Source organism: Streptomyces sp. NPDC004732 (assembly GCF_040609235.1).
Classification (GTDB): Bacteria; Actinomycetota; Actinomycetes; order Streptomycetales; family Streptomycetaceae; genus Streptomyces.
Map to the genome: position 1 here is coordinate 230,758 of NZ_JBEXJR010000002.1, position 21,446 is coordinate 252,203.

The 21,446-nt window shown below is 70.5% G+C and carries 27 protein-coding genes; 12 read left to right on the plus strand and 15 right to left on the minus strand.

What is annotated here, in order from left to right; genetic code table 11:
* Window positions 1-23: 23 nt before the first annotated feature.
* From ABZV77_RS05535 to ABZV77_RS05600, 14 genes are all read right to left on the minus strand, one after another.
* On the minus strand, window positions 24-1,265 hold the full coding sequence (locus ABZV77_RS05535; protein ID WP_356250612.1) for an MFS transporter: 1,242 nt from the start codon (window positions 1,263-1,265) through the stop codon (window positions 24-26).
* A complete protein-coding gene (locus ABZV77_RS05540; protein ID WP_356250614.1) occupies window positions 1,262-1,777 on the minus strand; it encodes a hypothetical protein in 516 nt (171 codons plus the stop codon). The genes ABZV77_RS05535 and ABZV77_RS05540 overlap by 4 nt, the downstream gene beginning before the upstream one ends.
* Window positions 1,774-2,667 carry a winged helix-turn-helix transcriptional regulator gene (locus ABZV77_RS05545; RefSeq protein WP_356250616.1) on the minus strand — a complete coding sequence of 298 codons (894 nt, stop codon included), beginning with the start codon at window positions 2,665-2,667 and terminating at the stop codon, window positions 1,774-1,776. The genes ABZV77_RS05540 and ABZV77_RS05545 overlap by 4 nt, the downstream gene beginning before the upstream one ends.
* Window positions 2,668-2,697: 30 nt before the next feature.
* Window positions 2,698-3,120 carry a hypothetical protein gene (locus ABZV77_RS05550; protein ID WP_356250618.1) on the minus strand — a complete coding sequence of 141 codons (423 nt, stop codon included), beginning with the start codon at window positions 3,118-3,120 and terminating at the stop codon, window positions 2,698-2,700.
* A gap of 11 nt (window positions 3,121-3,131) precedes the next feature.
* Entirely contained in the window at window positions 3,132-3,572 is a 441-nt protein-coding gene (locus ABZV77_RS05555; protein ID WP_356250620.1) for a hypothetical protein, read from the minus strand.
* A complete protein-coding gene (locus tag ABZV77_RS05560) occupies window positions 3,569-4,027 on the minus strand; it encodes a hypothetical protein (protein WP_356250622.1) in 459 nt (152 codons plus the stop codon). The genes ABZV77_RS05555 and ABZV77_RS05560 overlap by 4 nt, the downstream gene beginning before the upstream one ends.
* Window positions 4,028-4,087: 60 nt before the next feature.
* The gene (locus ABZV77_RS05565) at window positions 4,088-4,417 is read right to left on the minus strand and encodes an SH3 domain-containing protein (protein ID WP_356250624.1); all 330 of its coding nucleotides are present in this window, start codon (window positions 4,415-4,417) and stop codon (window positions 4,088-4,090) included.
* A gap of 200 nt (window positions 4,418-4,617) precedes the next feature.
* A complete protein-coding gene (locus tag ABZV77_RS05570) occupies window positions 4,618-5,340 on the minus strand; it encodes a hypothetical protein (protein ID WP_356250626.1) in 723 nt (240 codons plus the stop codon).
* Window positions 5,341-5,395: 55 nt separating this feature from the next.
* Window positions 5,396-6,076, minus strand: coding sequence for a hypothetical protein (locus ABZV77_RS05575; RefSeq protein WP_356250628.1), 681 nt, complete (start codon window positions 6,074-6,076; stop codon window positions 5,396-5,398).
* Window positions 6,073-6,534 carry a GNAT family N-acetyltransferase gene (locus tag ABZV77_RS05580; RefSeq protein WP_356250630.1) on the minus strand — a complete coding sequence of 154 codons (462 nt, stop codon included), beginning with the start codon at window positions 6,532-6,534 and terminating at the stop codon, window positions 6,073-6,075. The genes ABZV77_RS05575 and ABZV77_RS05580 overlap by 4 nt, the downstream gene beginning before the upstream one ends.
* A gap of 29 nt (window positions 6,535-6,563) precedes the next feature.
* Complete coding sequence (locus tag ABZV77_RS05585; RefSeq protein WP_356250632.1) at window positions 6,564-7,274, minus strand: DUF3631 domain-containing protein; 711 nt, start codon at window positions 7,272-7,274, stop codon at window positions 6,564-6,566.
* Window positions 7,271-7,759 (minus strand): hypothetical protein, encoded by a 489-nt coding sequence (locus ABZV77_RS05590; RefSeq protein WP_356250634.1) that lies wholly within the window; start codon window positions 7,757-7,759, stop codon window positions 7,271-7,273. Before ABZV77_RS05590 ends, ABZV77_RS05585 begins: the two co-directional genes overlap by 4 nt.
* On the minus strand, window positions 7,756-8,358 hold the full coding sequence (locus tag ABZV77_RS05595) for a DUF4913 domain-containing protein (RefSeq protein WP_356250636.1): 603 nt from the start codon (window positions 8,356-8,358) through the stop codon (window positions 7,756-7,758). The genes ABZV77_RS05590 and ABZV77_RS05595 overlap by 4 nt, the downstream gene beginning before the upstream one ends.
* 294 nt (window positions 8,359-8,652) lie before the next feature.
* Window positions 8,653-9,408, minus strand: a complete 756-nt coding sequence (locus ABZV77_RS05600) for a site-specific DNA-methyltransferase (protein ID WP_356250638.1) — start codon at window positions 9,406-9,408, stop codon at window positions 8,653-8,655.
* A 523-nt stretch (window positions 9,409-9,931) separates the two neighbouring features.
* On the opposite strand from ABZV77_RS05600, the gene ABZV77_RS05605 reads away from it, so the two are divergent.
* From ABZV77_RS05605 to ABZV77_RS05655, 11 genes are all read left to right on the plus strand, one after another.
* Window positions 9,932-11,062 (plus strand): C40 family peptidase, encoded by a 1,131-nt coding sequence (locus tag ABZV77_RS05605; protein ID WP_356250640.1) that lies wholly within the window; start codon window positions 9,932-9,934, stop codon window positions 11,060-11,062.
* Between the two features lie 141 nt (window positions 11,063-11,203).
* Window positions 11,204-11,521 carry a DUF6112 family protein gene (locus ABZV77_RS05610; protein ID WP_356250642.1) on the plus strand — a complete coding sequence of 106 codons (318 nt, stop codon included), beginning with the start codon at window positions 11,204-11,206 and terminating at the stop codon, window positions 11,519-11,521.
* Window positions 11,521-12,201, plus strand: a complete 681-nt coding sequence (locus ABZV77_RS05615) for a hypothetical protein (protein WP_356250644.1) — start codon at window positions 11,521-11,523, stop codon at window positions 12,199-12,201. The genes ABZV77_RS05610 and ABZV77_RS05615 overlap by 1 nt, the downstream gene beginning before the upstream one ends.
* 35 nt (window positions 12,202-12,236) lie before the next feature.
* On the plus strand, window positions 12,237-13,589 hold the full coding sequence (locus ABZV77_RS05620; protein ID WP_356250646.1) for an ATP-binding protein: 1,353 nt from the start codon (window positions 12,237-12,239) through the stop codon (window positions 13,587-13,589).
* A gap of 89 nt (window positions 13,590-13,678) precedes the next feature.
* Entirely contained in the window at window positions 13,679-15,151 is a 1,473-nt protein-coding gene (locus tag ABZV77_RS05625; RefSeq protein ID WP_356250648.1) for an SCO6880 family protein, read from the plus strand.
* Window positions 15,152-15,211: 60 nt separating this feature from the next.
* On the plus strand, window positions 15,212-15,676 hold the full coding sequence (locus tag ABZV77_RS05630) for a DUF6238 family protein (protein ID WP_356250650.1): 465 nt from the start codon (window positions 15,212-15,214) through the stop codon (window positions 15,674-15,676).
* 23 nt (window positions 15,677-15,699) lie between these two features.
* Complete coding sequence (locus tag ABZV77_RS05635; protein WP_356250652.1) at window positions 15,700-16,242, plus strand: hypothetical protein; 543 nt, start codon at window positions 15,700-15,702, stop codon at window positions 16,240-16,242.
* Between the two features lie 46 nt (window positions 16,243-16,288).
* Window positions 16,289-17,803 carry an ATP-binding protein gene (locus ABZV77_RS05640; RefSeq protein ID WP_356250653.1) on the plus strand — a complete coding sequence of 505 codons (1,515 nt, stop codon included), beginning with the start codon at window positions 16,289-16,291 and terminating at the stop codon, window positions 17,801-17,803.
* Window positions 17,804-17,867: 64 nt separating this feature from the next.
* A complete protein-coding gene (locus ABZV77_RS05645; RefSeq protein ID WP_356250655.1) occupies window positions 17,868-18,374 on the plus strand; it encodes a hypothetical protein in 507 nt (168 codons plus the stop codon).
* A gap of 100 nt (window positions 18,375-18,474) precedes the next feature.
* Window positions 18,475-18,894, plus strand: coding sequence for a hypothetical protein (locus ABZV77_RS05650; RefSeq protein ID WP_356250657.1), 420 nt, complete (start codon window positions 18,475-18,477; stop codon window positions 18,892-18,894).
* Window positions 18,895-18,989: 95 nt separating this feature from the next.
* Complete coding sequence (locus tag ABZV77_RS05655) at window positions 18,990-19,763, plus strand: hypothetical protein (RefSeq protein ID WP_356250658.1); 774 nt, start codon at window positions 18,990-18,992, stop codon at window positions 19,761-19,763.
* Here ABZV77_RS05655 and ABZV77_RS05660 read toward each other — a convergent pair.
* The gene (locus ABZV77_RS05660) at window positions 19,760-20,218 is read right to left on the minus strand and encodes a hypothetical protein (protein ID WP_356250660.1); all 459 of its coding nucleotides are present in this window, start codon (window positions 20,216-20,218) and stop codon (window positions 19,760-19,762) included. The two genes, ABZV77_RS05655 and ABZV77_RS05660, sit on opposite strands and share 4 nt — an antisense overlap.
* Before the next feature lie 296 nt (window positions 20,219-20,514).
* Between ABZV77_RS05660 and ABZV77_RS05665 the strand changes: the two genes are divergently transcribed.
* Window positions 20,515-21,438: a hypothetical protein gene (locus ABZV77_RS05665; RefSeq protein WP_356250662.1), complete on the plus strand. Its 924-nt coding sequence runs from the start codon at window positions 20,515-20,517 to the stop codon at window positions 21,436-21,438.
* Window positions 21,439-21,446: the final 8 nt, after the last annotated feature.

The following is a 21,446-nucleotide window of genomic DNA, read 5'->3' on the forward strand; positions in this document are numbered from 1 at the left end:
ACGGGCGGGCGGCAGCCGGCGGATCAGGCGAAGGAGGCGCGCAGGCCGGGCAGGGTGCGCAGACGCGCGAAGGCAATGAACAGGCCAAGGGCCTGGAGGACGGCGCAGCCGGTGATCACGTGGCCGAGTTGGGTCGCGGGTACAGCGGCAATGAGGAGGCCGGCCACCGGGAAGGGCAGCAGGAGCAGGAGGATCGTCAGCGAGAGGGTGCTGCCGAAGACCGCGGCCGGGATGAGGTGCGAGCGCAGGGTGCGCAGCACGACGGTCATGCCGCCCTCGCTGGCCATGAGAACCGCGATCAGCACGAGGTAGGCGGTGTAGGTGTGGGTCAGTGAGACGGCCAGGCATGCGCTGGCGGCGATGGCGGCGGAGAGGGCGCCGACCGGCCATAGACCCCACCGGTCGATGGCGCGTCGGCAGACGGCGACCGTGGCCAGCGTTGCGGCGGCGGCAACCGACCAGACCACGCCCACATCGGCGCTGGAGTGTCCGAACTTTTTGACCACGATCACCGGGGCCGCGGCCTGGAGCAGGCCCACAGCCAGGTTCGACAAGGTCAGCCCAGTGATCAGCCAGGCCAGCGCGGGGAGCGACTTGAGCGTGATCCAGCCGGTGTGGAGCCCCTTGAGGACGGACTCCGAGGCGGCAGTCGGCTGCCGGGTGTACTGCCGGGGAGCGAACGCGCAGGCGAGCAGGGAGAAGGCGGCGATCGTGGTCAGCATCCCGGATGCCCCGACCCGCTCCAGGAGGAGTCCGGCGAGGGCGGGGCCGGCCAGGGTGCCGACCTGGTCGATGCCGAGCAGTACGGACTGCACGCGGTGGGCCCGCTCACCGGCCGCCCGGCTGGCCACGCCGCCCGCGGTCTCGGCGGCGATGTAGGAGAACTCGGTGAGCACGCCGGTGGACGCGGCGAGCGCCATGACGGTGATCGTGGTGCCAAGGCCGCCCTGCAGTTCGGGTAGTGCGAGCGCGGCGGCCAGGACGACGACGGCACGCATCGCGGAGGCGAGACGGAAGACGCGGGTGGTGCCGTAGCGGTCGGTCATCGCCCCGGCGAGGGCGAAGGCGCCGAGCCGCGGGATCCACTCCAGGGCGAACGCGAGGCCGGTCAGCGTGGCGGAGTTGGTGGTGGCGAGCACCAGCAGGGGGATGCCGTACGTGGTCATGGCGAACGCGCCGGCATCCATGCTGCGCGGCAGGTAGATGCCGCGCAGCATGGTGGGGACCGGGCGGCGGGCATGCCGCGGTCCGACACGGGATCTCACGCAGCGCGCCCCGCTTCCGACGGCGGCTGCGCGCAGCGGGCGTCGGCGTGCTGCTGGACGCGGGGGTACGCCTGCAGAAACTCGGCCAGGACCTGGTGCGGTGCCGACGGCTCCAGGCTCGAGCCGATCGCCTGCGGGCTGCGGCTCGACAGCTGGAGGGTGTGCTGGACGCGGGTGACGAAGTCGCTGCTGGTGTCGGGGAACTGACGCTTGCGCGCCCAGCGGGCCGCGGTGTCGTACACCTCGGCCAGGGCCTCGCCGCTGGGGGTGAGGCGGTAGCGGTCGGGGGCTTGCTCGTCGGCGTGGACGAAATCGAGGTCGCGGGCAACGTCGATGGCGTAGCGCAGTTGGCCAGCGGTGAGGTCACCGAAGGCGCTCTGCAGGCTGCCTTTCTGGTGGCTGATGGGGCCGTTGTCGTCGATCTCGGTGACCAGGCGGATCAAGGCCGGCAGGGTCAGCGTCCTGATCGCGCGGCGTTCGTGCAGGAGGGCCTGGGGCAGGGAGCGGTTCATCGGCGCGGGCCTCCTGCCGGGGAGATCGGGCGGGCGGGTATCTGGTGGGAGAAGAGGTCGTCGGACTTCCATGCCAGCCCTTCGGGGGGCGAGGTGGTCAGTGCGGGACGCGCCGCTGGTGCAGCCGGAACCGCGGGCGCAGGAAGACGAGTCGGGGTGGTTGCCCACGGGCCGGAACGGTTCTGCGACGGGGCGGCGCCCGGCCCCCGTGACCGACGGGCATCGGCCTCGGGGGCAGGTACGGTGGCCCACGCGGAAATCGCCTCGAAGACCGGGGCGAGCGCCCGGCCACTCGCGGTCAGCTGGTAGCCGCCAGTTCCGCTGGCGGTGACGAGGCCGTCGGCGACCAGGCGTTCCAGCGGCTTGTAGACGGCGGTCAGCCCGTAGCCGGGCATGGCCTCGGCCGCCAGCGTCTTGGCGGTTGCGGTGCCCCGGGTCTGCAGGGAGAACAGGATCGGAGTGGCGTGCCTCGGCGCGAGCAGCGCCACGGCGTCGTCGATGTTCTGGGCCGGCGCGATCCGCTCGGGCTCCATGCCTCCGGTGTGCTTGTTGGCGACCAACTCCTTCTCCAGATACGTGTCACCCCAGGACGCGATCACCGTGAGGACGGGCAGCAGCGCGGCGCCGCGGCTCGTGAGGCCGTAGGTGACATGGCGCGGGGCGTAGGCCGTGCGCTCGATGACGCCGGCGTTGGTGAGGTGACGCAGCCGGGGGTGGAGCTGCCCGTCCGCCAGCCACGGCAGCCTCGGCTTGAACTCGGCGTAGCGCAGCGGCTTCGAGGAGACGGTCATCAGCACCCACACGCTCCAGCGCGGAGCGAGCAGGTCCAGGGTCTTGGTGACGCCCAAGAGATCGTTCGGTGTGGCGGGCGACGGCGCGGTGGTGGCCAAGAAAGGGGCTCCTCAAGCGGTACAGGTGGATCAGCGGGTGCGGGAGGTGGTCGCCGTCGGCGGGGCCGGGAGCGGTGCAGCCGGCGGGTGGGTGTCCGGGGCGGACACCCGGCGCAGGCCGCCCAGGACCGCGCTGGTGCTCTTGGCGTAGGCGTCGCGGGTGGCGACGGACTCGGCGATGCGGCGGGCGCAGTCGAGGATGTGACCGGCGGCGAACCGGCCGATCTCCCGGTCAGGGGCGGTGAGTTCACGCAGTCGCTGAAGCTGGAAGGCGATGTTGCGTTCGGCGAGGGCCAAGTCGCTGTGGGCGCTGGTCAGGGCGGCGAGCAGCGTGGTCTCGGGGTTCGCGTCGGCGAGGGCTTCGAGTTCAGCGAGTGGCTGTCCATACAGCGCCTCGATGCGCTGGGCGACGAGCTGGGAAACGGCGGGGGACGGGGTGTCGGGTGGGGGCAATCGGTGGGCTTTCAGGGATGTCGGGTCCGCATCGACGCGGCGCGGGATGCGGCCGGGGCGGGCGGAGCGGTGGCGGCGATCTTGGGGCTCAACCCGGCGCGTGCAGGTACTACTTGGTTCGGCGCCGGAATGGAGCGCAGCAGCTCGTCGAGTGCGGTGGTGTAGCCGTCCCGGCTGGCCAGAGCCGCCTCCAGCCAGTCCGCGTCCCACCGCAGGTCCTCGGCGGACAGGGCGTCCATGTCCCCGTCGGGTCCCGTCGCGGCGTGAGTACGGTCTCGGACCCGGGCCACCTGCTCCTCGGCGATGGCGAGGAAGCTGCGCAGTTCCAGCGCCCGCTGGAGTGCGGCGTTGGCCTCGGCGCGGGCCGCCTGCGCGTACAGCTCGGACACTTCGGAGCCGAATGCTTTCTGCAGCGCCGCATCGCGGCTGCTGGCCTTGTCGATGACGCTCACCGCGTCACCCCGCGTACCGCGGTGTTGTGCACGCTGGGCAGCGTGGGCGGGGAGGTGGGCAGGGCCGGAGCGCGGCGGGCGGCCGGGGCTGCACCTCGCCATACCCCGGGTCCGCGCTTGCCGGGAGCGTTGGGGTCGAGGAGGTACTTCACGACCATGGCGCGGCCGTCGCGGGAGGCGACCGCGGCGTTGACCTGGTGGGCCAATTCCATGACGGGATCGTCGAGTACGTCGCCCGGCTGCGTGCCCAGTGCTTCGACGAGCGCGTCCTCGACGGTGTCGAGCGCCTGCTGCGTCTCGGCGAGCAGGCCGTACCAGTGCACGACGGTGGCGGCCTCGGGGTTGGCCTGCGGTGCCGCCTCCACCGCTCGGAGCAGGTCGGCGAGCGGCATCTGGAACCGCTCCTCGATGCGCTCGGTGATGACGCCCATCACGTCTTCGCTGGCGTCGAGCACGGAGCATCTCCCTTCTTTCGGTAATTCCTGCGGAGGAATGGGGAATGGGGTGCCGGACTGTTAGTCGAGGCACATGGCGACGTCGCGGTAGACGTACGTTCCGGACACCCAGCCCTTTACGCCGGTGGTCCTGTCGGTGATGTAGCGCCAGTTCCCGCTGCTCTTGTGGACGGTGAACTTGTGGCTTCGGTACAGCACGCCGACGGCCGTGGACTTGGTGGTGGCCTTGGAGCGGATCGTCACCGCCTTCGTGTGCACCGTGTAGGGCAGCGGCTTGGTAGCCGGGCAGCTGGCGATGGTGGGGGCCGCGCTGGCGGTGGTGGTGGAGGCGAGCGGGAGGGCGAGAGCACCGAGGACGGTGGCTGAGATGGCTATGCGACTGGCGCGCATGGGGAATTAACCTCCATGGAATGGGGGAACGGAATGCGGAATTGGACCCGGGCGGGTGCCGCTCGGGCTGAGAACAAGAATCCGGAGAATCCCCGGTTTCGGTAACCGGGGATTGCGTGCTACCTTCCGCGCCGCCGTGTATCCGGCAGGCGGTTTCCGAATGCGGTCGGCGAGCGAACTGCGCTGTTGTTAGCGAGAGTTCAGCGTTTCGGTCCGCGCGGCGGGGCGTGGTGTGCCGGCAGGGCGGGGACGGCAGGGGCGGTCCGGGTCGCCGGCGAGGCCGTCGGCAGCGGCGGCTTCTCGCCGCCCCAGTGCGCGTCCCACCACTGCGTGGCGGCCTCGAAGGTTTGGAAGGCGCCTTCACGCAGGGTGTGTGTCCATGCGGTGCTGTCGATCTCTTCGAGCAGTACGCGGAAGGGCAGTGCCGCCTTCTCATCGAGGGCGCGGAGCATCACGGTGGTCTGCGGCCGGTCCGACATGTCGTCGTCGGTGTAACTGATGAGCAGGGCGAAGTGGTCTCCGTCTTGCCGCAGTCGCTTCTCCAGGGCACGGGTGGCCTCGTTCGCGGGGGTGGTGCCCATGCCGTCGGGCAGGAGGATCTGCTCCTCGGGGCAGCCGCGGGCGATCAGCCAGGACTGGGCCATGGCCGGCAGCGGGAGTTCCTCGTGGGCGAAACGGTAGGTGCGCGCGACCGGGTCGCGTTTGAGGTGCAGGGCGACGATCTGAGGGGCTCCGGGGATGCCCCAGGTGACGGCGCCGTTGTGCATCAGGTAGAAGCTGTGCTCGGCGTCGGCGCTGTGGTGCTCGGCGAGGACGGTCATCGAGTCCTGCTCGATGCCGATATGCCCCCAGAACTGATCGGCGACATCTTCGTTGACGGCTTCGTATCCGTCGAGGCGGAAATCGGGTTCGTATGTGGACATCGGTGCTTTCAGTGGTGACGCCTGCGGCTTCATGCGCATGGCACGGATGCGCTGATCAGCGGCGTATTCGTGAAACGGCAGGAAAGGCCGGCGGGACAGGCGCGGGCGTGGTGCCGGGCGGGCAGGAGCGGCGGGGTGTGGTCAGCGCGGCGCGGCCGATAGCGGTGAGGGCCACGGGCTGGCCGGCCTGCACGGGATGCGCCCTGTCGCGCTCCACCAGGCCCATCGCCTCCAGGCGCTGGAGCTGGGCGTAGGAGATCCGGGTGCGCGTGGGGGTTGCTACGGCGAGGCGGTGGGTGACGAGGTGCTCGTGCAGCTTGGCGCCCTGGGCGATGGCGAGCAGGGCCGCGACGTCGGTCGTCGCGAGCTGCGGTGGCGCCTGCCGGGGAGCTGCGGCCTCGATCGGCTCCAGCGCGGCGGCTGCGGCGGTCTGCTTCGCATCGCGTACGTCGGCGGCCTTCGCCAGCTGATCGAGGGCGCGCTGCATCGAGGCGAACAGCGTCTTGTCCGCGGGGAGTTCGCTGGATGCGAGGCGGGCGAGGCGGCCACGGTAGAAGGTGACGTCCCGCTCGGCCGCGGCCAGGTCGCGGTGCGCGTCGGCCAGGGTGGCGTGCGGGGCGTCGAGGAGTCCGCCCTCGCGGTGCCGGCGCAGCTCCTCGACGCCGTATCCGACGGCGGCCTCGATCCGCTGGTCGAGGGCGGCGGGCACCACCCCGTCGGGCGGGGGCCGGGTCATGACGGAGCGGTTTCTGGGTCCGGGGCGAGCGCGTCCAGGGCGAGTCGGACCTCGACGTACGGGCCGTCGCGGGTGTGCGACGTCGCCCCGAGCCGGTCGAGGAGCCGGAGCATGGGCGCGTTGGATGCCTGGGTGAACGCGGAGAGGGTGTGGGCTCCGCGTGCGCGGGCGAGGCGGGCGGCTTGGCGGGCCAAGGCCGTGCCGATGCCCTGGCGCTGCCGGTGGTCGACGACCTGCAGTCCGAGGTCGACGACCCCCGGCTCCCGGGTGACGGGGCCGGCGCAGACCAGGGCCACAGGCCGCTCGTCTGCGCCGAGCCCGATCCAGCACTCCGCGTGGGTGAGGAGCCGGGACAGGTCGCGGGGTGTGATGCGGGTGCGGCCCCAGCGGCGCAGCAGGTTCTGCTCGGAGCACTGTGCGTGGAGGGCGGCGACCAGGTCCCAGTCCGCCTCCGTCACCCGCCGGGTGTGGGCGAGAGCGGGATGCCTCAGCAGGAGCAGCTCGGGCGGGCCGCCAGCAGGTCGGATCGCCGGTAGGCCCGGTAGCGGCTTCCGTCGGCCGCGCGCGGCTTGCAGGGCTGGACTCCGTAGCCGCGCAGGAGCAGACCCAGCCGCAGCGGGGTGAGGTCGGCGTAGCTCCAGCGCCCGTCGGCCTGGCCGGGCAGATCCCGCAGGCGCTTGACCAGCTCCGCGGTGCTCACGTACTCCGGGGCGCCCTCGTCCTCGAAGACGGTGAGGCAGGCGTGGACGATCGTCTGCGGGCGACTGGGGCAGGACAGGAACTCTTCGCACGTGTCCGCATGGAGGTCGTCGAAGTCGTCCGGCTCGTCGAAGTCGTACAACCCGCCGAGGTCGTCGAAGTCCGGTTCGAAGTAACGCTCTTCGTCGTCCAGCGGTTCGTACTCGGCCGAGGGATCGGCCTCGTACGCGGCGGCGCAGCAGCAGGAGGTGACCAGGAGTGCGCTCAGCTCGGCACCGGCTGCCATCCGTTCGACCAGCAGGTCGGTCAGGGTGTTCAGATGCTCGGTGGGGCTGACACCGGGCAGTTCGGCTTCCGCAAGTTCGGCGAGCTGCCGGTCGAGTTCCTGGATCTCGACGAAGGTGTCGAGGATGGCGCGGTGCTGCGGATTCTCGGTGACCTGGGCCGGCGCCAGTACGGCGGCGGCGACCTGGTCGATCAGGGTGGGGAACTGCGTCAACGAACGGGGCCCTTCTGGGTCGGGGACGGTGCGGGTTGGGGAAGGCCGGGGGTCGCGTAGGGCGGTGGTCCCGGCTTGGGGACGGGCGGGCGGGTGCCCAACTGCGGCGAGCGGGTGCGGGCCGCGTGGGTGCGCTCGCCCAGCGGGCGCCGACGGATGCCGAGGCGGGCGCGGGCGGTGTCGTACACGTCGTGCGCTGCTCGCGGGCGGATGGCCACGACGTGTATCTCGGTGGTGTGCGTGGAGTTCGCGGGCGCCGGCCGCTGGGCGTAGACGATGCGCCACTGCGCCCGGTGATCGAAGTAGACCTTGCGGCATCCGGCGAGGTCGCGGGTGAGTTTGGCGCCGTGTAGGCGGGCGTTGACGATGTCCTGGAGCTGGGCGAGTGCCAGGTCTCGGATGTCGCTGGGGGCTTGCAGGAGGTCGGTCAGGGCGCGGGGGTCGAAGGACAGGGCGTACGCCGGCCGATCCTCACGGTCGGTCATCCGCTTGCCTGGCCCGGCTCGCCGCTCTCCTCGTGGCCCCCGCGCTCCTCGGGCTCGTCGGGCTCCTCGATCGCGGAAATGGTTCGGTTCGAGGGACGGGGACCGGGCAGCAGACGGTGCGCGGGCCGGTCCGGGTCGGTCATGCACGCGGACAGCGAGCCGCCGGCCGCGCGGACGGTGGCCATGCCGTGGGTGAGGAAGTCGCGGTGCCACACGAACAAGCCGCTCAATCCGGCTTCGGCGTCCTTGTGCTGCTGGTACGCCAGCCACAGGGCGTGCAGCCAGGCGACGACATCTTCGTGCTCCTGCCACTGCTCACACCACGGCGCGGCAGTGGTGACCTCCGCCCCGTAGACCCGCAGGAGGAAATCGTCGACCCAGTCGGACAAGGCGTCGAGTTCGTCCTCGTACTCCTCGTCCTCCAGCTCGAGGATCGGACGCGGCTCGGGTGGCGCCGACGCGGGCGGCAGGCCCGCGAAGCCCGGCAGCCCAAAAGCAGCGAATGGCGAGTCCGGTGCCGGTGGCGCGGCCGAGAGGTCGTCGAGTTGGCGATTGTGCTGCTCGGCAATATTCATCAGTTTGACCATGTCCGCCTGCATGCTCGCCAGATGAGAGTCCGGCACCCGGACCGGCTCCATCTCTCCGCCCTCCGAGGAGGGAGGGTCTTCGGGTGTCCGGACCGGATCCGTCTCCGCGTCCCCCGGGGGATTTATGGATTCAGGCACGAAAAAGGGCCTCCTTGGGCCGCAGCCATAGGGCGTCGATTGCGACTCCAACCATCCGGAGAATCCCCGGTTTCGGTAACCGGGACGTCGCTGCTATAACGCTGCGCGCGGCACGACGTGAACACACTCGAAACGCGCCGTACGCCGCACCGCGCGGCAGGGTCAGCCTCAGACGACAAGCGTCAAGTCATCTTGAGAAAGGGTCTGTTGCAGCGCCTCGGTGAGGCGGTCGGCGGCGATCTCGGCGTACTGCTTGGTCTTCTCGACGCCGATGAAGTCGCGTCCCTCCAGCAGTGCCGCGACCCCGGTCGAGCCGGAGCCGCAGGTGAAGTCGAGCACGGTGCCGCCCTCCGGGGCGATCTGTACGAGCTCACGCATGACCGAGACGGGCTTCTGCGTGATGTGCTGGCGCGCCTTGCCGCTGGGCTGCGAAGCGCTGTAGAGCCCCGGCAGGTAGACCGGGTTGCGAGCCGCGTCGATCGGGCCGTTGGACGCCCAGACGATGAATTCACAATTCTGCGTAAACCGTCCCTTTTGGGGCCGCGCCTGCGGCTTGTGCCAGGCGAGGACACCGCGCCACAGCCAGCCGGCGGCCTGGATGGCGTCCGTGGTGATCGGCAGCTGCCGCCAGTCCGTGAAGATCAACGCGGTGCCGCCGACCTTGGTGAGCCGGTGCGCCTCGGTCATGGTCTGGGTGAGCCAGAAGCCGTAGCTCCTTTGATCCATGTTCTCGCCGGTGAAGTCGGGCAGCTCGTGAGTGGCGTCGGCGGAGGTGTACTTCTGCTTCGCGGACCGGGAGGTGCGCTCCTTCGCTGTCCGCCCGCCGCTGTTGTACGGCGGGTCGGTGATGACGGAGTCGACGCAGTTGTCCGGCAGCTCGGCGAGGACGCTGAGCGCGTCGCCCTGGTGCAGGGAAAAAGGCAAAGAGATACCCCAATTCGGGTCGTGTGAGATGAGGGAGAGACACTCCAGCTCGCCTGGATGACCCCACAGGACCGAATACGGGCGGACGGCTCCGCGGTCTGCGACGTGAGGGGGCGAGGGGAGGAGCCAAAACTGTAGGCCACGATCCCCGGTTGAGCGCTATCGCCGCCGAAAACCCCGAAATAGAGCCTTGATCGGAGACGATTTCGGCAACCGGGGATCCGCCCTTACTGTTTTGGAACTGCCCGGCGAACACCGCCGATGGCACATCCCCGCCCCTGCCTTCGTGGAGGTATCCCCATGTCCTGGCACACCTGACCCGACGCCCTGTGCCGGCGCGAGCGGCAACTCGCAACAGCACCCGGGCCACCCGAATTACCCACCACCCGGCTGTCGCGCCCTTTCCTCAACGACGCACGCGCCGCCGGGACTTCACCAAGGACCTCGCTGTGACATCGCTCTACCCTCCCCTGCCCGCGATCCGTCCGCCGGCCCGTGACCGCCTACCGGGAGGCGGACCGGATTGAAGGGCATAGCCGCCGGCATCGGCGTCGTCGTCCTCTCCCCACTCCTGCTCGCGGGCACCGCCATGATGATGGCGTCCTCCAGCGAAGCCACGACCACCTCAGCCCTCAGCGGATGCCTGACTGGCATCGACACTGCCGCGGTGACCAAGGAAGTCACCAAGCTCCTCGACGGCGCGGACGGCAAGGACGTCCACATCCAGGGCCTGGACCTTCCCGCCGAGCAGATCCCCAACGCGCAGACCATCGTGGCCACCGGCATCAGCCTCGACGTGCCCAAGAAGGGGCAGATCATCGCGATTGCCACCGCGATGCAGGAATCGCGGCTGCGCAACCTCAACTCCGGAGACCGGGACAGCCTCGGCCTCTTTCAGCAGCGCCCCAGCCAAGGGTGGGGAACCGCGCAGCAGATCCGCGATCCGGTCTACGCCTCCGAGCGCTTCTACAAGGCGCTACTCAAGGTCGACGGCTGGCAGCAGATGAAGGTCGCCCAAGCCGCCCAGGCCGTCCAGAAGTCCGGCTATCCGGACGCGTACGCGCAGTGGGAGGACCTCGCCACCGCGCTGCAGAAGGCCATCGCCGCCACGTTCCCGAACGCCGACAAGGACGAGTCCGCAAAGGACGAGGCCAAGGACAAGGACACCGAGTCCAGTGCCGGCGGGTGCGCCCCGGACAAGGACGGCACCTCCTTCGGGCGGATCCCCGAGGGCAGCGTCCCGAAGGGCTACAAGATCCCCAAGGATGCCGACCCGAAGGCGCGAAAGGCCATCGAGTGGGCCATGCACCAGCTCGGCACGCTCTACCAGTGGGGCGGCTCGTGCACCGACTCCCACGGCCCCGACCCGATGGGGCGCTGCGACTGCAGCTCGCTGATGCAGCAGGCGTATGCGCACGCCGACGTCAAGCTCACCCGCACCACGTACACACAGGTCAATGAGGGCAAGGCCGTCTCGGCGAAGAACCTCCAGCCCGGTGACCTGATCTTCAGCCGCGGCACCGCGGCCCGGCCCGAACACGTCGGTCTTTACATGGGCGAGGGCCTCGTTATCGAGGCGCCGCGCACATCGAAACCGGTCCGGATCACGCCGATCAAGGACTGGGACGTTTTGGCCGTCCGCCGCGTCCTCTGACGCCGCGCGCCGCCCGGACACCTCCCGGGCCGCGCCCTGCCGGGCCCTCTTCACGCGCCGCGAGCGCACCCCTCCCCTCTCTCTTTTCCCTTTTCGCCGGCCCCTGCACGGCCCGCGCACGCAAGGAGTCCCGCCACACCTATGCCCATACCTCTCGCAGATCGCGCCGCCGTCCTCCTCGCCTACGACCCAGGCATCTCGCCCAAGGGCGGCGGCCTCCCGGGCCTGGCCGTGCTGAAGAACGTCGTCAACTCGATCAACATGTTCGGGATCATCGCCGTCGTCGGTGCGCTGGCCGTCTCCCTCGGTGTGTGGGCCTGGGGCCACCACACCGGTGGCCACCAGGCCGAGGCCAACGGAAAGAAGGGCGCAGTCGTAGCGGCCGGCGCCGCGCTCGGCCTCGGCGCCGCGAACGGAATCGTGGCGTTCTTCTCCGGCCTGGGGTCGCAGGTCCACTGATGCCAAATCGACTCCCCTCCCTGTCCGGATACGGCGTGACTTGGTCCGCCAACAAGCGTGTCGCGATCATCGCCCTGGTCATCACCGCGCTGCTCGCCGTCGCCGCGACCGCCGCCTGGTTCACCGGCCGCGGCGAACACCACCAGAGCGCTAACACGCCTGCACAGAACGGCAGTTCCTCGCCCTCCGAGGCCGCGCCGAAGCCCGCGGCCGGGTCGGGGTCGGTGCCCAAGCCCCCGCAGATCGCCGAGCCGGTCGCCTTCGCCAAGGCCGCGGCGGCGATGCTCTGGTCGTACGACACCCGCGACACCAGCCGCGACCAGCAACTCGCGGGCATGCGGGCGTGGATGACCAAGGAGACCAAGTACGCCGACTGGGCCTCCGTCTCCGGGCAGGTACCCGACCCGCTGCTGTGGTCACGCATGGCCGATCAGGACCAGCACGCCAGTGCCACCGTCACCGAAGGCCACTACCCCGGCGCGTTCAAGCAGGCGCTCGCCGAGGACCCGTCCGCGATCACCGAGGCGTACATCTACGTCGTCACGGTCAACGGCAAGCAGCAGATCGAGTGGAAGAAGGGCGGCGGCGGAGCCGAGGAGCGCGCCGTGACCCTCGCCGTGCAGTGCCGGCCCAGCCACGACTGCACCCTTGCCGCCATCGCCCCGAGCGTCACGCAGTGACCCACCCCACCGACAGATAAGGAGGCCAACTCCCCTTGGGTTTCTGCGACTTCCCTCTCGCTGACAAACTCTGCGCCGTCGGCGAGGCCGTCGACTTCGCGAGTGATCCCGGCAAGGCCATCGGCGACTGGATGGCCAAGAGTGCCGGCGAACTTGCCGCCGCCGCGGCCGACCTGGCCGCCAAGGCGGTCAACGCCACCACCAAGGTCGACCTGAACGCCGGATGGTTCCGCGACAACTACGAGATGCTGCTACCGATCGGCCTGGTCATCCTGGTCGGGACGTTCTGCGCACAGCTCGTGCGGGCCGCCTTCAAACGCGACGGACAGGCCCTCGCCCAGGCGTTCACCGGCACCGCCTCGGGCGTGATCTTCGCGTTCGCCGCCATTGCCCTGACGACGGTCGCCATCGAGGTCGTCGACGCGTTGAGTGACGGTCTGTTCGCCGCCTCGCACCTGTCCATCGAATCTGCGGTACGCCGCATCGTGAAGGTCTCCCAGATCGGCGCGCTGTCCGGCCTGGGCTGGCTGGTCGCGGTGTTCGCCGGGCTCGGAGCCGCCGTCGGCGCCTTCATGTACTGGGCCGTCATGATGGTTCGAAAAGTGGGCATTTTGGTCATGGTCACGCTCGCCGTTTTCGCAGGGGCGGGTGGCGGCTGGGAGGTCGCCCGCCGATGGCGGCGCGGCTGGATCGAGGCGACGGCCACCCTCGTCGTCAGCAAGCTGCTGATGACCATCATCTTCGTGCTCGGCATCGCCGCCATGGGTAAGACGGAGGCCAAGGACGGCCTGGGCGCGCTCGCCGACGTCATGGCAGGCATCGTCGTCATGGTCTTGGTGTTGCTTTGCCCGTACGCCACCTTCAAGTTCGTCCACTGGGCGGCCGAGGGCACCGACGGAGAATCGATTCACCGCGCCGGTGGCGCCGGCGCCCAGCTCGCCAAGCAGCACGCCGAGAAGGCGGGGCGTAAGGCCGCCGCCATGGCCGCCACCGCCGCAACGGGCGGCGCGGCAGCCGGAGCGGGCGCCGCAGGACCCGAGGCCGCTGGCGGCGGCTTCCCCGGTGACATCGCCGCCAACCCCACCGGAGGAGGCGGCGGCCAGGAAGGCCCAGGCTCTCCGGGTTCCGGAGGCGACGGGATCAAGAACGGCCTGGAGAAGGCCGTCCAGCCGCCCCCGACCAGCCCCAGCGACGACACCAGCGGCCAGGTCGGCGGCCCGCCGGGAGGCGGCGGCGGTTCCGCATCCGCGCCCAGCGGCGGCAGCGGCTTCATGTCGCAGCCCGGCGGCGGCGCCTCCACGCCACCGCCGCAGGGCGCCCCGCCGGCATCGAACTCGGCCGGCACCAGTGGGACCGGCGCGCCGCCGCCCCCGCCCACCGGCCTGTAGTCCCTGCCCGACTCCGGGGCGGCACGCGCTGCACACCACTCGCCGCGTGCCGCCCCGGCCACCGCCCCCGCGCACCCCCGGAACGGCCCTTGTCTGATCTCACCGTCCAACCACTCACCGTCAAATTCCCCCACCGCTCCAGGCGCGGCATCCTGCTCGGCCTCTCTCTGCCACAACTCGTCCTGGTTTCCTGCGCGTTGGCGCTCCTGCTGGGCACGGTGGTATCCACCGGACTGCTCGGGGCCATCGCCCTGACACCACTGTGGGCCGCGGTCGCCGCCCTGGTCGCCATCCGGCGTAACGGCCGCTCGCTGATCGACTGGGCGCCGATCGTGCTGCGCTTCGCGCGGCGGCGCCGCACCGGACAGACCCTGTGGCTCGCCCGGCCCGTCACCCGCCCCCGCCAGGACGGCGTCCTGCACCTGCCCGGCACCGCCGCCTCCCTGCGGGTGGTCACCCCCGGCGATTCCGCCAACGGCGCCTCCGCCATCCACGACCCGCACCACCAGACCCTGACCGCCATCGCCCGCGTCTCCAGCCGGGCCTTCGCGCTCCTCGACCCGGCGAGCCAGAACCACAACGTCGCCGGGTGGGGCCGGGCCTTGGCCGGCATCGCCCGGACCGGGCACGTCGCCACGGTGCAGGTCCTGGAGCGCACCGTCCCCGACAGCGGCGACACCCTCGCCCGCCACTGGACCCAGCAGGGCCACCCCGAGACACCGGTGGCCGGACAGGTCTACAGCGAACTGGTCGCCTCCGCCGGACCGGCAGCCGCCCCGCACGAGGCATACCTGGCGATCTCCCTCGACCTCAAGGCCGCCAAGCGCCTCATCAGCCAGGCCGGCGGCGGACTTCCGGGCGCCTTCACCGTGATGGAGCAGACCACCAGCTCGATCGCCCAGGCCGCGCGCAGCGCCGGACTGATGGTGACCGGCTGGCTCTCGGCCCGCGAGATCGCCGCCGTCATCCGCACCGCCTACGACCCCAAGGCGCTCTCCGCGCTGCAGCAGTGGTCGGAGTCCGGGCGCGCCGAAGCCGACCCGGCCGCCGCCGGCCCGGTCGTCCAGGTCGAAGAGTACGACCGGCTCGCCACCGACTCCGCCCGGCACGCCACCTACTGGGTCGAGGACTGGCCACGCACCGAAACGAGCGCCGGCTTCCTGCACGGACTGATGTTCACCGCCGGAGTCCGCCGCACCCTGTCCCTTATATACGTCCCCCAGGGGCTCGAGTCCGCGATGCGCGACGTACAGCGCAAGAAGGCCGCGATCATCGCCGACGCCAACGAGCGCTCGCGACGCGGACAGGTCGACTCCGAAGCCGACTCCGTCGAGTACGCGGACGTCAAGACCCGCGAGCGCCAGCTGATCGCCGGACACGCCGACGTCGCCCTGACCGGACTGCTCACCGTGAGCGCCGAGACCGACGCCCTCCTCGACGCCGCCTGCGCACAGATCGAGACCGCCGCCGTCACCGCCCAAGTCGACCTGCGGCGCCTGAACTTCCAACAGCCCGACGCGTTCACGCTCGGCGCCCTCCCCCTCGCCCGCACCGCCCTGTAACCCCCGCACCCGGCCGACCGCCGACGTCCTGCCGCCGCGGCAGGAAGGAACCTTTCCCCTTTGACCTCTGCCATCCCCGTCGGCGACGCGTACCCGTACCTGCGGGCCGCCAGCGCCGGCATCCGCCACCACACACGCACGCTCGCCGCTCGCGCTCAGCCCTCGGCCTCGGCCAGCGACCGCGCGCACCTCGACGTACTGCATGCCCATCTGACCGCGCTGCACCAGCTGCTCGACCAGCTCGCCGAGACCACCCGGCCCCCGCACCCCGCCGCCGGCCGACAACTCGCCACCGCCCATACCCGGCTGTGGCAGGCCACCGCGGCGGTCCACGACGCCTTCCACCTCCTGCCCGTGGCGGACGCGACCGGCATCGAATGCCACCCCGAGCGCCTCCCCGAGGGACCGCCCGTCCTGACCATCTGCCAGCGCCATCTCGCCGCCGGCCACGTCGTACGCCGCAAGACCACACCGGCCGACCTCAACACCCCGGTACCCGGCCGCACCACTACCTGCGTCCAGTAGTCCCCACCACCGAAAGGCCCTGCATGCGCACGCTCAGGCGCTCCACCTCCGCCGCCGTCATCGTCGCCACGCTCGCCGGCACCGCCGCCCTGGCCACAGCCGCGCCGGCCTCCGCCGCCAGCTATCACTGCACGACCAGCAGTTACACGGTCGACGACCCGAGCTACACCGGCCCCGACTCCGACAACTGGGACTTCGACGTCACCCTCTGCGCCAAGCGGAGCGGCGGCTACATCTACACCACCGCCAAGGTCGTCTGGGACGGCCCCTACGCGGCCAACCAGCACAGCAGCTACACGTTCAACAAGGCCCGCTTCCACCTGCAGACCAAAAAGTCCACCGCCGGTGCAGACCCGGTCGTGAAGTACGCCGACTACACCTACCTGGAACACGCCCTCGAACACAGCAGCGGCAACGGCAACGGCTCCTACGAGACGGGAACACTCAAGACCAAGGCCGCCGGACGGTACCAGTACCTCGCGGACGGCTACATCGAATTGGACTGGTCCGGCGACGGCGCGGGCTACCGCAAGCCGCTTCTGTTCAACGCCTCCCCGCGCGTCTGACCGCCGCTATGCGTCCTGAACTCCGTCACGTGAAAGCCACCCCGTCATGAGCCACCGGCCCGCGCGCCGAGCCCGCCGCGCCAGCGCCAGCCCGCTGTTCACCCCGCACGGCACCGATCGCGCCTCGCGCAAGGCCGCCCGCCGACAGCTCGCCGAGGCCGCCGCGAAGGCCCGCACCGAAGCCGCCGCCCACACCAGCGGCACCGGCGCGGCCGAGCACGAGATGCCGACGCCGATCTTCCCGCCGGCCGGACGCCCCGGCCCCGCTTCCTCCCGCAACAACAAGATCAAGCTGCCTGCCCACCGTATGACCACGGCCACCGCTTCCGGGGCGTACCCGTTCCTCGCCGAGGGCGGCCTGGGCGCCGAGGGCATCTACATCGGCCGCGACGTCCACGCGGAGGCGTCCTTTTGTTTCGATCCGTTCGCGCTGTACGGCAAGATCGAGGGCTTCACCAACCCGAACGTCCTGCTGGCCGGCGTGATCGGGCAGGGCAAGTCCGCCCTCGCCAAGAGCTTCGCGCTGCGGTCCATCGCCTTCGGCTACCGCGTATATGTCCCGTGTGACCCGAAGGGTGAATGGACGCCCGTGGCGCAGGCGTTGGGCGGCACCTCCATCGCCCTCGGCCCGGGACTGCCCGGCAAGCTGAACCCCCTGGACGCAGCGCCGCGGCCCAACAGCGTCTCCGAGGCTGACTGGGCGGGCGAGATCCGCAAGCGCCGCCTGCTGCTGCTCGGTTCCCTGGCTCGCACCGTGCTCGGGCGGGACCTGCTGCCGATGGAGCACACCGGTCTCGACGTCGCCCTGGACGCCGTCGTCGCCCGCGCCGCGGCGAGCGGGCGCACCCCGCTGCTCGGCGACATCGCCGCCACCCTCAACAACCCCGACGAACTCGACCGGGTCGGCGGCGTCATGTCCGGCCGCCTCGGCGACGCCTCCCGCGATCTCGCCCACGCCATGCGCCGCCTCGTGCACGGCGACCTCGCCGGCATGTTCGATGCGCCCTCCACCGTGGCCTTCGACCCCAACTCGCCCATGCTGACCATCGACCTGTCACGGCTGGGCGGATCGGGCGACGACACCGCCCTCGTCCTCGCCATGACCTGCGCCTCCGCGTGGATGGAATCCGCGCTGTCCGACCCGAACGGCGGCCGGCGCTGGATCGTCTACGACGAGGCATGGCGCCTGATGCGCCACCCCGGCCTGCTCGCGCGCATGCAGTCCCAGTGGAAGCTGAGCCGCGGCCTGGGCATCGCCAACCTCATGGTCATCCACCGGCTGTCCGACCTGCTCACCGCAGGCGACGCCGGATCCCGCGGCCGGGCGCTCGCCGAGGGCCTGCTCGCCGACTGCTCCACGCGCATCATCTACCGGCAGGAAACGGACCAACTTCAGGCCGCCGCAGCACTGTTGGGGCTGACGTCGGTGGAGGCCAACGCGATCTCGCACCTCAATCGCGGACGAGGGCTCTGGAAGGTCGCCGGACGATCTTTCATCGTCCAACATCTCCTGCATGCACATGAATTGGCACTGTTTGACACGGATGCCCGAATGCATTGAAACGGTCAGTGAGTCCCGCCTTATCGCAGGTCACGACCGTCTCTGACATCTACACAGGACAGGAATGTACGACACCTCCATCCACCCTTATGAAATCCGTAGGACCAACCCCGACTACTGCCGGTCAACGGCGCGGAGCCTCGAAAGGGTCGCAGACCAGCTGTCGTACTCCGTCGCCCAAGGACAGGGGGAGTTCATCAGCGACACGATCGATGCGGCGCTCACACACGTCACCTGGGAACTGGGCTGCATCGCGGGGGACCTCGTCAGCAGCTTTAACGGCAAGGGCGATGACCACCTCATGCTCGCCACTGCCATCCGCCAGTGCGCAGCTCCCCTGGGACTCGCTCAACTCCACCTGACCCAGGCCATGGACCAGATCAGCGACCACCATCAGGTCTTTGCACCAACCGCAGACCTGCAGGTCAAAGCCCCGATGTTGCTGCTCTCGGCCCTGCAGCGGGACCTCGATCACGCTCGCACCGCGATCCGCACCGCCGCCAACCAGTTCAAGATCAACGCCTCGCTGCTGGACAGTCGCCGCATCGCCGCCGCGCCGCCGCCGAACTGACGGCGACAACCCGTCGCGACGTATCCACTGTCCCCGATCCCCGGATGCCCTCATCGAAAACCCAACCAGTCCTCCGCGATCCGCCGGCCCCGGTTCCCGGATGGTGCACGAAAAGCTCGGCGCCTCGCCTCAAGCCCTCGGCCACCGTCACAATGGCGGCCTCGAACTGGTCCTCGCCGACCTGCTGCACACGGCCGCGCGCCACTTGGACTACGTGCACGAGCAGTTCACCGGCACCGCTCGGCGCGCGGCCTCCACTCTGACCCGCGCCGCCTCCGGGAACACGTCGATCAACTCGCTCGGCGTCCTGCAGAACAGCGGCACGCAGATCGACATCCTCGCCGCACGCCGGGCCGATGCCCTCGACCGCCTCAAAGAAGTCATCAGCGCCTACCAGCTGGTGACAGCCGCAATGTCCCATTCCCGGTCGGCAACCCGGCCACGAGCCGCGCCCGCTCCGGAGCCCACGACCACGTTGCCGCCACCCGTGACCACGGCAAACCGCAGCCATCACCATTAACCGCGCCTTCGCCCGGGTGACGGTCTGCGGCGGCGCCGGGGAGGTGCACCGTGCGCTACCTCGGCACTCCCTCGGGGCCTGACATACGGGCCGCGATGAGCGCGGGACGTCTCGGCTGTATGACCACCCCGGCGCAAGGCAGCCGCATCCCCGAGGGCGCCCTGTACGCCTGCGACAACTCGAAGTTCGGCAGCGACGGCAAGGGCCGCTACTGGCCCGGCACCCAGGCGTGGTTCGCCTGGCTGTCGCGGACCGTCGAGCGGTACGGGCCGGATCGCTGTCTGTGGGCGCTCGCCCCGGACCAGCCGTTCGACGCCGCCGGCACCCTCACCGAGTCGCTGCCGTGGCTGGCCCGCATCCGTGAGCTGGGCGTCCCCGCGGCCTTCGCGGCACAGGACGGCTGCGATCAACCCGGGCTGCTGCCCTGGGACAGCTTCGACGTCCTGTTCCTGGCCGGATCGACCGAATGGAAACTCGGCCCGGTAGCCGAACGGCTGGCCCGCGAGGCGAAGGCCCTCGGCAAGGGCGTGCACATGGGCCGCGTCAACTCCCGGTCCCGCCTGGGGATTGCCGAGTGGTTCGGCTGCGACAGCGCCGACGGCACTTACCTCGCGTACGGGCCCGACAAGAACCTGCCCAAGCTCCTCAAGTGGCTCGACGAACTCGACGGCACCCCCTCCCTCCTCAGCGGCACGCACCACTTCCGCGCTCCCGACGCAGCGCCGAGCAGCTCACCCCCGAGCCCAGCAGCTCGCCGCCGTGCACCACCAGGTCAAGCGGCTGCTACGAGAACGCGGGCGTCCCCGCCCGCAGGGACACCCGCTCCTGCCGTACCGCTAACCGGACGTCCAGGCCCCCGAACCCGCTAACCGCCGTCACCCGCCGCACGTTCCCAGGAGTCCATCTGCCCTTCCCTTACGACCAGGTCAGCCAGCTGCACTCGCTGGCCGAGCGCATCCACAGTGCGGCCGACGAACTGCCGCTCACCGACGCGGTGCACTCCGGCGCGGACAGCCTCGATGATCTCGACGACAGGACTCGCGACATCGCCGGACTGATCACCCACCTCACCACCGCGGCAGCCTTCGCCGCACGCACCGTGCGACGCGGACGCGACCCGGAACCCGACGTCACCCGCCGTACGGTCGTCCAGCTCACGCTCACGGTGGGCGCCCTTGGGCAGGCGCTGGCCGACCTCGGCGAAGCCGTCGCCCATGCCGGCGCCCTCCACCAGCTCGGCTCTCTTCCCCGCTCCGCGCAGCGCACCGCGGCCATCGAGTCCGAGCGCTCCCAACTGCACGCCCGGATCGACAACACGCGCCACCGAATGAACCAGGCCGGCGGTCGGCTCCATCAGCAGGCCGATCGGCTCGCCACTGCGCCGAGCCGCAGCCCCCGCACGACCAGCACGATCCCTGTCACCCCGCCCAGCCCTGCTACCTCCCGCAGCCGCTGATCCCTTCCCGACCAAGACCCTGGAGCACACCCATCCACACCGCCCGCCGTGTCCTTCCCCTGCTCGCCTGCGCCGCGCTGCTCACCGGGGCCGCCACCGCCTGCAGCAGCGACGACGCCCCGTCCACGAAGAAGAACCCCAGCACGCCCGCTGCGCCGAAGCCGGTGCCCGCCCTCAGTAACGCGCAGGCCCGCGCCGTCATCACCAACTACTCGAAGATCAACAACGAGGCCAACGCACAGCGCGACCGGACCCTGCTCGACACCGTCGAGGACGGCCCGATGTACGCGATGTCCGTCTCCGACTACACCGAGACCGAGGGCCTGCCCCAGGCCGACCGCAAGCCGTACAAGCCGTGGTCGTACGACACCTCCAGCGCGAAGCTGTACATCCCGCGCTTCACCTCCGGCCAGAACCGCTGGTTCGCCGCCGCGCTCTCCGGCGAGCAGGGCAAGGACCCGAGCCGCATCGCCGTCTTCGCCGAGCAGCCGAAGGACAAGCGCTGGGAGCTGGTGTCCGTCGTCGATCTCGACAGCACGACGCTCCCGGACATCGCCCTCGACAAGGACGGCTACGCCACCGCGGTCGCCGCCACCGGCAACAAGCAGCTCGCGGCCGACGCCAATCTGCTGCGCACCGCGGTGATCGACAACTTCGCGACCGGCGGGACGAACACCGGCACCAAGGTCTTCGACCCGACCAAGGCCCGCCAGCAGCAGATCAAGGTCCACGACGAAACCACCCGCAAATTCGGGAAGCTGGGCACCACCGTCTTCGCTGAGGGCACCAACCGGTTCAAGGACGCCTACGCGCTGAAGACCAGCGACGGCGGCGCACTGGTGCTGTTCGCCCACACGCACACGCAGACCGACGCCGTCGCGCACTCCGGACTGCAGATCAACCCCGACAAGGACGACAACGCCTGGCTGCACGGCATCCCGCGCACGTCGGTGACGTACACGTTCGTCTGCTCCGACGCCGCCACCGTGCCCGCGAAGGCCGCCCCGTCCCGCCTGATCGGCTACACGTGCGCCCGCACCGACGCTGCCGGACCGCCCGTCGGCTCCGCGGCGACGGACCGCGCGTAGCCGGGAGG